Source organism: Leucobacter denitrificans, from assembly GCF_014396385.1.
GTDB classification, from domain to species: Bacteria; Actinomycetota; Actinomycetes; order Actinomycetales; family Microbacteriaceae; genus Leucobacter; species Leucobacter denitrificans.
Genome location: NZ_CP060716.1, coordinates 1,337,278 through 1,351,748, shown reverse-complemented (window position 1 = coordinate 1,351,748; position 14,471 = coordinate 1,337,278). Strand labels below are relative to the sequence as shown.

Below are 14,471 nucleotides of genomic sequence, written 5' to 3'. Positions count from 1 at the left end.
AGAGGGGAAGCGCTCATGACCTTGTCAGATCGTTACTCAATACTGTTTGAACCGATCAAGGTCGGGCCGCACACTGCGAAGAACCGTTTCTGGTCTACTCCGCACGCTATTGGCTACGGCATCGATAATGTGGCTTCTCAGGCAGGCGTGCGATCAACACGTGCTGCTGGGGGTTGGGGTGTGGTCTTTACTGAGGCGAACACAATCTCTCCAGACATGGACAAGACTCCATTCAAGATGTCGCGAATGTGGGACGAGGGAGACGTACGCAACCAAAGGTTCGTCGTAGACGAGATTCGCCGAAACGGCGCTCTTGCGGGTATTGAACTCGAGTACAACGTATCCGTGAACCCTATGGCAGAAGGCCGTGGGCTTCAGCCAAAGATGGTTTCTGGCGGAATCGGTGATTCGGGCCTCTCAGTGGCATACGCCGGCACGCTTCTCGAGCTTGACCGTGAAGGTATCGAGGAGATCAAGCAGATTTATGTGTCTGCAGCACTCCGCGCACGCGATGCCGGATTCGATCTCGTGACCTTCCACGCCGGTCACGCTGCGTCAATCATCGCTCACTTTCTCATTCCCTACTACAACACGCGTACCGATGAGTACGGGGGATCGGTTGAGAACCGCACCCGCTTTGCGCGCGAAATGCTTCAGGCAGTTCGTGACGCAGTTGGGCCTGGTATCGCGTTCGGACTTCGGCTTGGCGTTGATACGCTCGACGAGCCCATCGGACTGGGAGACCGTGGACTTCGCTCTGATGGCGACACACCAGAGGTCATCAAGCAGCTCGATGACCTCGTTGACTACTGGGATTTCGTCCCGGGAGTCGTCGACTGGGGGATTGACGCGCAGTCCTCGCGAACGGTTGCCGAGAACCACGAGAAGAAATGGGTAGACGGTCTCAAAGCGTTTACAACAAAACCAGTCGTCAACGTCGGGCGCTTCAACAGCCCAGACACAATGGTCGAGGTGCTGAAATCAGGTCAGTGCGATTTCATCGGCGCGGCGCGTGCGGGTATTGCTGACCCATATTTGCCCGAAAAGGTGCGCACGAATAATATCGGCGACATTCGTGAGTGCATTGGATGCAACATCTGTGTCTCACGCGACATGATTTCAATGCCGCTGCAGTGCACGCAGAATGCGACAGCGGGCGAGGAATTCCGGCGCGGTTGGAACCCCGAGAACTTCACCCCCGCAAAGAACCGAGACGAGCCCGTGCTCATTATCGGCGCTGGTCCAGCGGGCATGGAATGCGCGATGATTCTCGGCAAGCGAGGGTTCGAGAACGTGCACCTCGTTGAGAAGGACTCCAAGATCGGCGGCAGCATCAATTGGGTCTCCAATATCCCGGGCCGACACGAATGGCGTCGCCTCGTCGAGTACCGTGAGCTACAACTCAGCCAGCTCGACAACGTCGAAGTGATCCTCAACACCGAATTCACCGCAGAAGAGGCGCTTGAGTACGGCGCCGGAATAATCATCGCCGCTACCGGGTCGCATTACATGCGTAACGGCATCGACCCCTACAACCGGCTGCCAATCGGTCTCGATCCTGTGTATGGAGAGAGGGTTCTCACGCCGGAACAAGTAGTGCGCGATGGAGTTGAGGTCGGTAAGCGCGTCGTTGTAGTCGACTACGACGGATACTTCATGGGGCCCGGCATTGCAGAGATGCTAGCGAAGCGAGGGTGTGAAGTCGTGCTGGCAACAAGGGGCGAGCATATCGGCGAGTATCAGCGGTACACGCTTGAGATTTCGCACACACTTCGCGACCTTCGAGATCTCGGAGTGAAGCTCCGCACCGAAACCTCAGTGATACCGGCCGGAGATTCCAAGGTCGCCCTGGTTTCTCCCGACTGGCAAGAGGAGTTCGAGTTCGACAATATCGTGCTGGTCGGCCCAAGAACCTCAGACAATGGCCTCTTCAAGGGCCTGCTTGATCGAAGAAACGAGTGGGCTGAGAATGACGTTTCAATGGTGCACCGAATCGGCGACAGTGTGCGACCACACTTCATTGCCGAGGCTATATTCTCAGGGCATCGCCTCGCCCGTGAGATCGATTCCGAGAATCCCGCGAAGCCGCTGCCATTTATTCGTGAGCGCCGAATCATCGACGCGACGCCCGAAGATTATCAGCTCGGCGCCAAGGCCTTGTCGAGCATCTACTGAGATTCGAAGAATTACAAATTAGGAGAACAGACATGACGACCACTCCCCGCAATATTCTCATCACTGGTGCTGGCAGCGGAATCGGCGCTGCTGTCGCGAAGGTGTTTACCGATGCCGGTGATCGCGTTCACCTGCTCGATATTTCAGCAGATCGACTCGCCCAGGTTGCTCAGGAGCTCCCTACTGAGCTTGTTGAGCAGTACCCCGTAGACGTCACTGACTTTGACGCCGTGCAGGAGGCAGTGGCGAAGGTCGCTTCCCACGGATCCATCGACGTACTTGCTGGTTGCGCAGGTGTGTTCGACGGTCTTGCGACTGTGGAGACAACGACTCGCGAGTTGTGGGACCGCGTTATCGATATCAACCTCACCGGCACATTCAATGTGGTCAAACCGGTGGCGGCTCAGATGATTTCGCAGAAGTCGGGAAGCATCGTGCTCATGAGCTCAATTGCCGCGCACCGGGCAACCCCTGATGGCCTTGCCTACGATGCATCGAAGGCGGGCCTCGAAGGAATGACGCGGCGCCTTGCAGTCGATCTGGGTCCACATGGCATTAACGCAAACATCGTTGCACCTGGCGTCATTCGTACTGGTATTCGCGCGACATCTGAGGAAATCTTGGGCGAACTTGTTCCGGACACCAATGTTGGTGTCGGCACAAACCCAGAGCTCCGAGACATGCTCGTGCCACTCCGTCGAGCTGCTGAGGCGTCAGAGGTTGCATCTACCGTGTTCTTCCTCGCTGGCGAGGGCGCCTCTTACATCAGCGGCGACGTGATTCACGTTGACGGTGGCTGGATAGCGGCATAGGTAGCATCATGTCTTTGCAGATGCCAGAAGGTAAGCGGCTTGCGATCTCGCTGAGCCCCGATTTTGACGCGCACAGTGTGTGGATCGGGACATTCCGAACCTCATCGCAGTCTGCACTTTCGCGGGGCGAGTTTGGGGCAGAGGTCGGTGCGCCACGACTCTTGGAGACGTTCGCCCGATACGGGATCACCACGACATGGTGTATTCCGACCCATACCATGCAGACGTTCCCTGAACGTGTAGCAGCGGTAGTCGACGCTGGTCATGAAGTCGCCGCGCACGGTGTTTGGCACGAATACGTACCAAAACTAGAACTCGATGAAGAACGCAGGCTCATGGAGCTTCAACTCAACCTGCATGAGAAGCACATCGGTCGTCGACCGCGCGGGTACCGTTCTCCTGCGCTCGACATCACCGATAACACTCTCAGCGTACTTGAGGAGTTCGGACTCGAGTGGGATTCGTCGCTCATGGGACGGGACTTCGAGCCTTACCATCCTCGTCTTGTGACATCGATTGATCTTGAGCAAGGCAATTCATTTGGAAAGCCTTCTTCAGTTCTCGAGATACCTGTGTCGTGGGGTCTCGATGATTTCCCTGAACTTGAACTCTTGAAGGGAAATGCGACGCAGCAGTCGAACGAGGCGGTGTTTCAGCGGTGGAAGGATGCATTCGATTTCGCATATGAACGTTGCCCCGGCGGCATCGCAACATGGACACTCCACCCGCAGACCATTGGGCGTTCGTACAACCTGCTAATGCTCGAACGATTCATCGAGTACATGCAATCGCACGAGGGAGTGTGGTTCCCAACTCTCTCGGAAGTCGTCGATGCCTGGCGTACCGACGATAACGCACCGGCCAACTCGGTCAAATAAGTATTCTTCGCAAAGGACTCCAAAATGGCAAGCAAATACATTACTCCGGGACTCGATGAGGAACACGTCGCGCTTCGAGAGATGGTGAGAGATTTCGTTGATCAGCGAGTGATTCCAGGTGCTGGAGAGCGTGATCGGGGAGATATCTATCCAGAAGAGCTCCTGCCCGAACTCGCCGAGCTCGGCCTCTTCGGTTTCACTATTTCCGAGGAGTTTGGAGGCTCTGACGCCGACTATATGAGTTACGGCGTGATCTTCGAAGAACTCGCGCGAGGACAGATGAGCCTCGCAAGTCTCGTATACACAAATACGAGTGGCGGGTACCTCATCGACAAGTTTGGCACCCAGGCGCAGAAGGAGAAATTCCTTCCAGGCATAGTCGCGGGTGAGCGGATGAGTGGCATCGCCATGACCGAGCCGTCGACCGGTAGCGATCTCAAACAAATCAAGTTGACTGCCCGTCGAGAAGGCGATCACTACGTGCTCAATGGGTCGAAGATCTTCATTACGCATGGGCGCCGAGCGAATCCATTGCTTCTCATGGTGAAGACCGATCCAACGATTGAGCCTGCCCACCGAGGTGGCATCAGCTTGATGCTGCTCGAGCACGATACGCCCGGATTGAGCTATGGGAAGGATTTCGAGAAGCTCGGCCATCGAGGTCTTGAACTCGCCGAACTCGTATTTGAGAATGCAATCATCCCCGCCGAGAATCTGCTCGGCGAGGAAGAGGGTAAGGGCTTCTATCAAATGATGGCGGCACTCGATCGCGGTCGCATTTACATGGCCGCTGCCTCCACGGGCATGGCTCAGGCGAGCTTGGAGCAGGCCCTTTCTTATGCGTCTCAGCGTGAGACCTTTGGTAAGCCTCTCAGCGATCGACAGGCTATCCAAATCAAGCTCGCAGACATGGCGACGACGATTGAGGCTTCGCGGCTCTTATATATCAATGCAGCGCGGAAGACGATGGCTGAAGGCCGCGCAAGCGGTGCATCTGCGATGGCAAAGATATTTGCGACCGAGAACGGTCTCAAGGTCACGTATGACGCAATGCAGATACTCGGTGGATCAGGGTACATCAAGGAATTCCCTGTCGAACGATACTTCCGAGATTCGGCGCTCATGCCGATCGGAGAGGGATCGAACGACGTGCTCCGATTCGTGCTGGCGAAAGAACTGGTCGCAGGTCTGAAGTAGTCGGCGCGAAATTTAGAACTAAAGAAGGAGACTACTGGAATGACGAACGAACAAGCTGCTGAGCAGAAGTACTGGAAGACCGGAATTAGCCGGATCGAACCAGAACATATCTATATCCGCGGCTACGACCTTGAACAGCTCATAGGACTCCCATTCGCTGCGACGACATTCTTGCAGCTTCGGGGGCGGTTGCCTTCACCAGGGGAGGCACGCGTAGTCGATTCAATCCTCACTAGCATCTTGGATTATGGGCTCGAGAAGGCAGGCACCGCAGCGGCGCGCTTCATTGTCTCAAGCAACCCAAACATGCAGGCAGGCCTTGCCACGGCAATTCTGGGCGCGGGCGAGCATAGCGTGGCCCCGGAGAACGCAGCTCGCTTCATTCAGGAGCAGTACTCAGCTTTTGAGGAGTCGGGAAGTGCTGACATGGCAGAGTTCGCAGCGGGTGTCGTTGCCGACGCCTCTGCCAAACGATACCGAATTCCTGGTTTTGGTCACCCCGTTTTCCGAGGCGAGGACCCGCGGGCGCAAAAGCTCAAGCGCATCGCCGTCGAGGCGGGAATTTGGGAAGGCCCAGCGAAACTCTACGAAGCAATTCACGCTGAGTTCGTGAAGAACCCGAAGGTTGCACATTTCCCAATTAATGACGTTGGAATGCTTGCCGCTCTGTGCGTGGCGATGGAGTTTACACCTGAAGAGGCAACTGCCCTTGCTGTTATAGGTACCCTCCCTGGTGTAGCCGCACACATTACTGAGGAAATCACTTCGGGGCGCCTTGTACGCCAGGTACAGCGAAGCGAGGCTAAATATGATGTGCCCGAGCTCGACCTGCAGGCCGACATGGCCGCCGCTGGGTGGGATGTAGACACAACTCAGTCAGGCTCATGATGCGATACGTCGCGAACACCGGGATCCACCCCGCCGGGATACCGATCGGGGTGATCATGATGAACGCGAAGGTGCCGTACCCGCCGGGATCTCCGAACAATGCGCGCACGTTTGAATACCCGGTCACACACGAGACGATCGCTGAAGCGAACTATGAGTCACTCATCTACGCTCCTGCCTTCGATAAACTGCGCGATCAGTTCATTGAAGCTGGACATCGACTGGTTGAGCGCGGCGTAAAAGCAGTGGTCGGCAGTTGTGGATTCATGGTGCTGTTTCAGCGCGAACTCGCCGAGGCCCTACCGGTACCCGTTTACTCATCGAGCCTCATTCAACTGCCATTGATCTCTCAAACGATTTCTCCGGCTAAGCAGGTGGGAATCCTCACCTTCTCCGCCGAGTCGCTGACGTCGCGTCACATGGAAATCGCAACGGCCGGTTTGCCCTTGCGCTACGTAATTCACGGCCTCTCACATCGACCGGCATTTCGCGCTGCGGTGGCTGAGGAAAGCGGAAGCTTCGAGTTTGAGGAGATGGAAGCGGATCTCGTAGCTGAAGCCCTGGAGATGCAGAAACAGAATCCAGATCTTGGGGCGATTTTGCTCGAATGTACGGACCTGCCTCCGTACGCCCCTGCAATTCGAAAAGCAACGGGTCTTCCTGTGCATGATGTGATGACACTCATCGACTGGGCACATCGGGCGGCTGAGCCTCGCGTGTACCCGCATATGACGTAGGTAGGTCAGAAAACGTAGAGGGGTGGAGATCAACCGATCTCCACCCCTCCTTTTTACGATGTCATGGTTACGCTCGTAGAGCTGCAGCCAGTTCGTCAAACACCTCAACGTAACGATCCACCTCGGCGTCGCCGTGTGTGACCGAAAGCGTCCATTCTTCCTCGCGACCCGGTGCCATAAAGACCCCGCGGTTCACGTTGAAGAGCCACGCCAGTGTCGTGAGTGCCGTAGTGAGCTCCATGGCTTCAGCACTCACAAAATAGCTTTCGTAATCGGTGACAGGTGTGTCCGAGAATACGATACATCCCTTTGCCCCGATGCCTACGGTGTGAGCAATGAGGTCGTACTTGGCGATGACCTCATTGCACCCAGCTAGGATCCGGTCATTGAGATGCGCGAGGTGAGCGTAAGCATCGTCGGTGAGCACCTCAAAAAGGTTCGCGCGTGCAGCCGCAATTGTGAGCGGATTACCGTTGTAGGTTCCGACCTGATTCACTTCGCCACTCTCAACGAGCTTCGAAGCCTCCTCGGTCATGCCAACCGCACCACTCGGGAGTCCGCCTGCGAGCGCCTTTGAGATCGTGAGAATATCTGGAGTGACACCGAACTTCTCGGTGGCACCACCTGCTGCGATGAGCAGGCCAGTCTTAACCTCATCGAAAATGAGAACAATGCCATGTTTGCGTGTGATCTCGCGCACCTTCTCGAGGTAGCCGGGTAGCGGAAACACGACGCCAAGGTTCATCATCGCGGCTTCCATGATGACGCACGCCGGCTTACGGCCCTCGTTTGCGAGTTCCTCGATACGCCGTTCCATCGCTTCGGCGTCATTGAAGGGTACTGCAACCGTCATATCGACGATGCTCTGGGGTATGCCCCCTCCATACGAAATCGAGGCGTAATTATCCCGGGTTCCTCGAATCTCCGGATCATCCATTCCTGCGGATCCCACTGACACCATGACCGCGTCGTGGTGGCCGTGGTAGGAACCGAAGATTTTCATCACAGTGTCGCGACCAGTCATCGCGCGGGCAATACGGATCGCATCCATCGTGGACTCGGAACCAGAATTCGTGAACCGCCATTTGGGAAGTCCGAAGCGGCGCCCGAGTTCTTTCGCCACGATTGCGGCATCGCCACTTGGTGCGCCGAAGTGGGTGCCCAGCGGGAAGCGCTCGGCAATCGCCTCGCCGATCACCGGGTTTGAATGGCCTTGGATCATCGCACCGAAGCCATTCATGTAGTCAATGTACTCGTGACCGTCAACATCCCAAATTCTCGGTCCGTGTCCACGCTCGATCGAAATCGGATACGGCTCAATCAACTGATACGACGAGGCGACGCCGCTAGAGAGGTGTGTCGATGCTTCCTCCCAGCGCTTCTTCGAATTTGGGGTTCGTTCGATCAGCTTGGTTAGTTCCTGCTCGGTCAGTTCATCTACTCGTTCGCGATTGATTGGGGTACCCATAAGCGTCCTCGCTGTCTTTCTTATAGGGTCTGCTACGTCGAAGTCAGACGGTTGAGGCGCAGCCATTCACCGCGCGCACTTCTCATTGTGTTAGAGGAACTGGAAAGCGGACATTGGTGAAAATCACGAAGATTAGGCCGAACCTAGAGAAAACACACATGAGGAGCCTGGTTCGTTGTCTCTCTACGAGCTGCTCACTTACCCAAATACGAGGCCGGGGTTGGTGATGCGCCACCAAAGATCCGGCTCGCTGAATTCTGAGGTGCGCACGATCGGGATCGCGGTTTCGCCCGCCGGGCCCGTTACTGTAAGTGAACTCGCATCAGCAGAGATTGAGCGCTCGGCAGTTTCGCCCGGCAGCAGCACAGCGCTCGCCTCACCGTCTGCAACGAGCGGTGCAACTTGACCATCGACCGAGGTGAGGGTCGCGACTTGCTCACCGGCTTTGACGACGGACACCTCGCTCGCGAGCCCTCCCATCGCGGTGAGCACCTCGCGACCTGACGCCGCACGGTCCTCCTTCGAAGCTCGATCGAGCGTAACCGCGATGCTGGTGGCTTCACGACCGTCGACATCGATGTGCTGTGAGACGACGAAGTTATACGAGGAGTAGATTGTGCCGGTCTTCGTACCCACAATCCCGGGCATGGAACCGAGTAGGGGGTTCGAGTTCTCAATCGTGCCGATACCCCACGGCATCTCAGCGGTCTGCATGCCGTTGAGTTCGGCGATCGCGGGAATCTCCAACGCGAGCCTCGCGACGCGCACGAGATCCGCAGGATTCGCCTGATCTTTCGTGTCCATGCCGGTCGGCTCGACGAGTGTGATCGAGGGGAGATCGTACTTGATTTTCCAGGCCTCAAGCTTTTCGAGAAACGCCTCGATGCTCCCAAACCTCCACAGCGCATACGAATGAGCTACATCGTTGGCAGACGGAAGAAAAATGAACTTGAGCATGTCGCGCTGAGTGAGCTCTGCTCCGACAGGAATATAGAACGCGACCCCGTCTTGAGCGATGTAATAGTTTGTGAGTTCAGCGTCTTCTGCGGTCCAGGTGTAGGTCTCGCCCTCGGTGCCCGGTTCGAGTGGATCCTCATCCATGCTCACAAGCACCATGATGAGCTTCGTGATGCTCCCGAGTGGGTGTGTTTCGTCGTCGTTTGACCACACATCATCATCGTCTGCCCATCCGATTGCGGTCGGAAGCGTCTGCGCGTCGACGACTGCTTGGGCGGTGCTTGGATCCGCCTCCACGATCGCCGTCTCAGCTGAAGCGAGCGCAAGCGTCGGCTCGGGCAGATCGGCCATCGCGGCCTCAGCAACGTATCCGCCACTTCCGAGCAACAGCACGGCGACGAGTGAGGTGAAGAAGAGCCTCCGCCGACGTCGCTGACTGAATCGCCGGGGTGCAGTGCTCATGCAGAAAGCCTAATACGCCGTGGTTGAGTGAACGCCGGTGTGGATCCACTACCTGCGCGCGAGCTGCTCTGTGAGCCGGTGCGCGTGTTCAAGAAGCAGCCGCCCGAGCTCGGGCCTGCGTTCGGGGCTGAAGCGGGGTTCGATACCCGTGAGGCTGAGCGCCCACGCGGGTTGCCCTGACCGTGTGAAGACAGCCGCCCCCATGCCCCAGCTACCCTCGACGATCAGCCCGGGGTTCACGGCGTACCCGAGTCGCCGCGTCTCCTGAATGCGCTCGCGCACTGCCTCCACGTCGTGCGCGTCACCGAACTCTCCGGTGAGTTGCGCGTCTGCGAGGTACCGATCCACCGCGTCTTTGGGAAGGAACGAAAGAATCGCAAGCCCCGCCGACGCGACGCCGAGCGGAAACCGCTTGCCCTCGTAGAGCACGAATGAGCGGATCGGAAAGCTGCCGTCTTGCCGCACGAGACAGACTGTTTCACCGCCCCGACGCACGGAGAAGAACGCGCTCTCGCCGGTGTCGGCCGCAAGCGCTGCGACGTGCTCGCGGGCGATCTCGGTGACGTCATAGCGCTCGGCGGCGACCGCGCCCATGAGGTAGATTTCGGGGCCGAGAAGCCAGTTGCCGTTGTGCTGGTTGCGATCCACAAACCCTTCTGCCGCGAGCGCAGAAAGGAGCCGGTGTGCGGTTGGCCTGGTGAGCCCGGTCGCGCGGGCGACGTCGCTCGTGCCGGTGCCGTCTGGCATGCGGGTGCTGAGTTCGCGCAGCACCCTGGTCATGCGGCTCACGACTTGTGTGCCCGAAGATGAAACTAGGGTGTTCATAATGTGAACGATAGCAAGGAATTTCCTCACCAGGCGAGCAATTTGATTCGCAGGGGCTTGCAGCATTGCAGTCAGCCATTAGCCAGGCGTACGGTAAGAGTGCAAATTGGCCGCGGTCACATCATGAACGGCGGCCACATCACGGACATTGGAGGCAACGTGGCTTCAAAAGTTTACGAAACTGCGGCGGAGGCGCTTGCAGAAGTCGTGCGCGACGGCATGACGGTCGTCGTCGGGGGATTTGGCCTGAGCGGCAACCCCACGAACTTGATCCGCGCGCTGCGTGATTCGGGTGCGAAGAACCTGACGGTCGTGTCGAACAACATGGGGGTCGACGGACAGGGGCTCGGGCTGCTGCTCGAGAATCAGCAGGTCTCGAAGGTGCTCTCGTCGTACGTCGGCGAGAACAAGCTCTTCGCAGAGCAGTACCTGAACGGAACGCTCGACGTTGAGTTCGTGCCGCAGGGCACTCTTGCCGAACGCATGCGTGCGGGTGGCGTCGGCGTGCCAGCGTTCTACACGGCGACTGGCGTCGGCACCCCGATCGCCGAGGGCAAGCCCGAGGCCGAGTTCGACGGCCGCCGCTACATTCTCGAGCGGGGCATCGTGGCGGATCTCGCGCTCGTCCGTGCCCACACCGGTGACGCCGAGGGCAACCTCCGCTACCGCCTCACCTCGCGCAACTTCAACCCACTGGCTGCAATGTGCGGCAAGGTGACCCTCGCCGAGGTTGAGAATCTGAGCGAGGGATTCCTCGATCCAGAACGAATTGACACCCCAGGAGTGTTCGTGCAGCGCGTTGTGCAGTGCGAAGACCAGACGAAGGTTATTGAACAAGTGACCACCAGGCCGCGAGTGGCCGAGTCCGTAATGCAGGAGGCGTAACCATGTGGACCAGAGACGAAATGGCAGCAATCGCCGCAACCGAGCTTGAAGACGGTCAGTACGTGAACCTCGGCATCGGCATGCCGACGCTGGTCGCGAACCACCTCCCAGACGGGGTCGATGTGAAGCTGCAGAGTGAGAACGGCATTCTCGGCATGGGGCCGTTCCCATACGAGGGCGAGGAAGACGCCGACCTTATTAATGCGGGCAAGCAGACCGTGACCCTTGCACCGGGTGCATCGATCTTCGACTCGGCGACGTCGTTCGGCATGATCCGCGGTGGGCACGTACAGACTGCGATCCTCGGCGCGATGGAGGTCGCGGGCAACGGCGACCTCGCGAACTGGACGATTCCGGGCAAGCTCGTGAAGGGCATGGGCGGCGCGATGGATCTCGTCGCGGGCACCCCTCGCGTCATCGTGCTCACCGATCACGTTGCAAAAGATGGGTCGCCAAAGATCGTCGACAAGTGCTCACTGCCGCTCACTGGCGCGGGCGTCGTGAACCGCATCATCAGCGACCGTGCCGTTTTCGACATCGTCGACGGTACGCTGATACTGAAGCGTGTTGCTCCGGGTCTCAGTGTCGACGACATCAGGGCGGTGACCGGGGCGTCGTTCACTGTCGATCTCGTGGAGGAAAACCGATGACTGCTCTCATTGCCGGATATGCCCGCACCCCGTTCGTGCGGTTCACTGGCCAGTTCGCATCCGTGCCCGCGACTGCGCTTGGTGCACATGCGGTGCAGGCGGCGCTCGAGCGCGCGGGTGTTGCGCCCGATCAGGTCGACACCGTTGTGGCCGGGCAGGTGCTTCAGGGCGGGGCGGGCCAGAACCCTGCGCGGCAGACTGCCGTTGGCGCCGGAATTCCGATGAACGTGCCCGCGATCACGGTGAACGCGGTGTGCCTCTCGGGTACCGAAGCTGTGACGCAGGCGGCCAGGCTCATCAATGCTGGCGAGGCTGATGTAGTTGTCGCGGTTGGACAAGAGTCGATGTCGCTTGCTCCACACGTGATGCCGATGCGCGGCGGCACGAAGTACGGTGCCGCGACGCTCGTCGACACAGTGGATCACGACGGGCTCACCGACGCGTTCGATCGGGTCGCAATGGGAGAGCTCACCGAAACCGGCAACGCACCGCTCGAGATCACGCGTGAGGATCAGGATGCGTTTTCGGCAACCTCTCACCAGCGCGCGGCGGCCTCGGCCGACTTCTTCGCGGGTGAGATCGCGCCCTACACGGTGAAGTCCCGCCGCGGAGACACAGTTGTGTCTACTGATGACGGAGTGCGCGCGGATACGACCGCCGAGTCGCTCTCGGGTCTTCGCCCGGCGTTCGCGAAAGATGGAACGATCACCGCGGGCAACGCGTCTCAGATCACTGACGGTGCGGCAGCGCTCGTGATCGTGAGCGAGGCCGCGGCTGAGAAGTTTGGGCTTCACCCCATCGCGCGCATCGAATCCACCGCGTTTGTTGCGGGCCCCGACACGCACCTGCACTCGCAGCCCTCGCGCGCGATCACGGCGGCGCTCGACAAGCTCGGGGCTGAGGCGTCGGAGCTGCAGGCGGTCGAGATTAACGAGGCGTTCGCCGCCGTTGGGCTGCAGTCGAGCCGTGAGCTCGGCCTCGATCCACAAATTGTGAACCCACACGGCGGTGCGATCGCTCTCGGCCACCCAATTGGGGCATCGGGTGCGCGCATCGTTGGCACGCTCGCGCGCCAACTCGCCGACCTCGGCAGTGGATCGCTCGGCGCCGTCGGCATTTGCGGTGGTGGCGGGCAGGGATCCGCTGTGGTGCTGCGCGCCCTCTAAATCTGAAGCTACGAGAGCCCTGCGCCCGTTTGGTGCGGGGCTTTCGTGCTGTTTAGGTAACTAATTTATTAATTCACTTGACGGGCCGACGGGCCTCACCTAATGTGAACTCTTGTAACCTGAATCAGGTTTCATAAACCTTCCAAGGACGAAAGGTAATGCACATGCGCATTGGAAAGAAATTAGCAGCGGTCGGGCTCTTCGCATCGGCTGCACTGGTCCTGTCGGCGTGTGCGCCGGCTGCCAGCAGCTCAAACGACAACGAGGGCGGCGGCGAAGGCCCCGAGTCGGTATCGGTCGGCATCATCACCAGTGAGACCGGAGCGCTCGCAAGCTACGGTGCTCAGTACCTCGACGGCTTCAAGGCCGGACTCGACTACGCAACCGATGGCACCAACGAGGTCGACGGCATCGCACTCGACATTCAGTACATCGACGATGCGGGCGACCCTGACAAGGCAGTGACGGCCGCGAAAGATCTCATCGGCCAGGGCGTGAACTTACTCGCAGGTAGCGCGTCGTCGGGCGTTGCAGCGGTTGTCGCTGAGCAGGCCGAGCAGAACAAGGTCGTGTTCATCTCGGGCCCAGCAGCAGCTGACGCGCTGACCGGCATCAACGACTACACCTTCCGCAGCGGCCGCCAGAGCGCGCAAGACGTGGCAACCGCGGGCACGTTCCTCGACGGACTCGATGGCAAGACCATCGCAGTGCTTGCACAGAACACCGCGTTTGGCCAGGGCAACGTCGCAGCGGTCGAGGCGATCCTCGGCACCCAGGGCGCAACCATCACTCCAGTGCTCGTTGCCGAAGACGTGACCGAGTTCACGCCGTTCGCCACCCAGGTGCTCGACACCGGTGCAGACCTCGTGTTTGTCGCGTGGGCTGGAGCTACGACCGGCGCAATGTGGCAGGCAATGAGCCAGCAGGGTGTCTTCGACTCGATCCCCGTAGTTACGGGTCTCGGTGACTCGATCACCTTCGGCGCGTACGGTGAGGCTTCTGAGCAGATCAGCTTCTTGAACCACTACTTCCCGGGCGCACCTGACAACGAGGTGAACGACGCAATGGTCGAGGCGGTTGAAGCAGCTGGCGGCACACCTGACCTCTTCACCCCAGACGGGTTCAACGCGGCACTCATGATCGTGCAAGCGGTGAAGGAAGGCAAGGGCGACGTCGACGCAATGATCGATGCGCTCGAGGGCTTCAGCTTCGACGGGCCAAAGGGCAAGACCACGGTTCGCGCGAGCGACCACGCACTCCTCCAGGAGATGTACCAGGTCAAGCTCGTTGCAGACGGTGACACCTTCACGCCAGAACTCGTCGCAACGGTTTCGGCCGACGACGTTGCTCCGGCAGAAGCCCAGTAACCGC

At 59.0% G+C, this 14,471-nt stretch carries 13 protein-coding genes; 10 read left to right on the top strand and 3 right to left on the bottom strand.

Annotated features, from left to right (window positions below; translation table 11 throughout):
- The first annotated feature begins 15 nt into the window (after positions 1 to 15).
- From H9L06_RS06465 to H9L06_RS06440, 6 genes are read left to right on the top strand one after another with little or no spacing between them, the layout of a single operon-like run.
- Positions 16 to 2,175: an oxidoreductase gene (locus H9L06_RS06465; protein WP_187554439.1), complete on the top strand. Its 2,160-nt coding sequence runs from the start codon at positions 16 to 18 to the stop codon at positions 2,173 to 2,175.
- A gap of 32 nt (positions 2,176 to 2,207) precedes the next feature.
- Complete coding sequence (locus H9L06_RS06460) at positions 2,208 to 2,987, top strand: SDR family NAD(P)-dependent oxidoreductase (protein WP_187554438.1); 780 nt, start codon at positions 2,208 to 2,210, stop codon at positions 2,985 to 2,987.
- An 8-nt stretch (positions 2,988 to 2,995) separates the two neighbouring features.
- Positions 2,996 to 3,865 carry a polysaccharide deacetylase family protein gene (locus H9L06_RS06455; protein ID WP_187554437.1) on the top strand — a complete coding sequence of 290 codons (870 nt, stop codon included), beginning with the start codon at positions 2,996 to 2,998 and terminating at the stop codon, positions 3,863 to 3,865.
- Between the two features lie 24 nt (positions 3,866 to 3,889).
- Positions 3,890 to 5,062 (top strand): acyl-CoA dehydrogenase family protein, encoded by a 1,173-nt coding sequence (locus H9L06_RS06450; RefSeq protein ID WP_187554436.1) that lies wholly within the window; start codon positions 3,890 to 3,892, stop codon positions 5,060 to 5,062.
- 39 nt (positions 5,063 to 5,101) lie between these two features.
- Entirely contained in the window at positions 5,102 to 5,950 is an 849-nt protein-coding gene (locus tag H9L06_RS06445; RefSeq protein ID WP_187554435.1) for a citryl-CoA lyase, read from the top strand.
- The gene (locus tag H9L06_RS06440) at positions 5,947 to 6,687 is read left to right on the top strand and encodes an aspartate/glutamate racemase family protein (RefSeq protein WP_187554434.1); all 741 of its coding nucleotides are present in this window, start codon (positions 5,947 to 5,949) and stop codon (positions 6,685 to 6,687) included. The genes H9L06_RS06445 and H9L06_RS06440 overlap by 4 nt, the downstream gene beginning before the upstream one ends.
- A gap of 67 nt (positions 6,688 to 6,754) precedes the next feature.
- Here H9L06_RS06440 and H9L06_RS06435 read toward each other — a convergent pair whose 3' ends face one another.
- From H9L06_RS06435 to H9L06_RS06425, 3 genes are all read right to left on the bottom strand, one after another.
- Entirely contained in the window at positions 6,755 to 8,155 is a 1,401-nt protein-coding gene (locus H9L06_RS06435) for an aspartate aminotransferase family protein (protein ID WP_187554433.1), read from the bottom strand.
- A gap of 198 nt (positions 8,156 to 8,353) precedes the next feature.
- Positions 8,354 to 9,574, bottom strand: coding sequence for a D-alanyl-D-alanine carboxypeptidase family protein (locus H9L06_RS06430; RefSeq protein WP_187554432.1), 1,221 nt, complete (start codon positions 9,572 to 9,574; stop codon positions 8,354 to 8,356).
- Positions 9,575 to 9,622: 48 nt separating this feature from the next.
- Positions 9,623 to 10,399, bottom strand: coding sequence for an IclR family transcriptional regulator (locus H9L06_RS06425; RefSeq protein ID WP_187554431.1), 777 nt, complete (start codon positions 10,397 to 10,399; stop codon positions 9,623 to 9,625).
- Positions 10,400 to 10,618: 219 nt separating this feature from the next.
- Here H9L06_RS06425 and H9L06_RS06420 point away from each other — a divergent pair, with 219 nt between their 5' ends.
- The 4 genes from H9L06_RS06420 to H9L06_RS06405 all read left to right on the top strand — a co-directional run bounded on the left by H9L06_RS06420 (position 10,619) and on the right by H9L06_RS06405 (position 14,467).
- A complete protein-coding gene (locus H9L06_RS06420) occupies positions 10,619 to 11,284 on the top strand; it encodes a CoA transferase subunit A (protein WP_246454532.1) in 666 nt (221 codons plus the stop codon).
- A 2-nt stretch (positions 11,285 to 11,286) separates the two neighbouring features.
- The gene (locus H9L06_RS06415) at positions 11,287 to 11,934 is read left to right on the top strand and encodes a CoA transferase subunit B (protein ID WP_187554429.1); all 648 of its coding nucleotides are present in this window, start codon (positions 11,287 to 11,289) and stop codon (positions 11,932 to 11,934) included.
- Positions 11,931 to 13,100, top strand: a complete 1,170-nt coding sequence (locus H9L06_RS06410; RefSeq protein ID WP_187554428.1) for an acetyl-CoA C-acyltransferase — start codon at positions 11,931 to 11,933, stop codon at positions 13,098 to 13,100. Before H9L06_RS06415 ends, H9L06_RS06410 begins: the two co-directional genes overlap by 4 nt.
- A gap of 164 nt (positions 13,101 to 13,264) precedes the next feature.
- Entirely contained in the window at positions 13,265 to 14,467 is a 1,203-nt protein-coding gene (locus H9L06_RS06405) for a substrate-binding domain-containing protein (protein WP_187554427.1), read from the top strand.
- Positions 14,468 to 14,471: the final 4 nt, after the last annotated feature.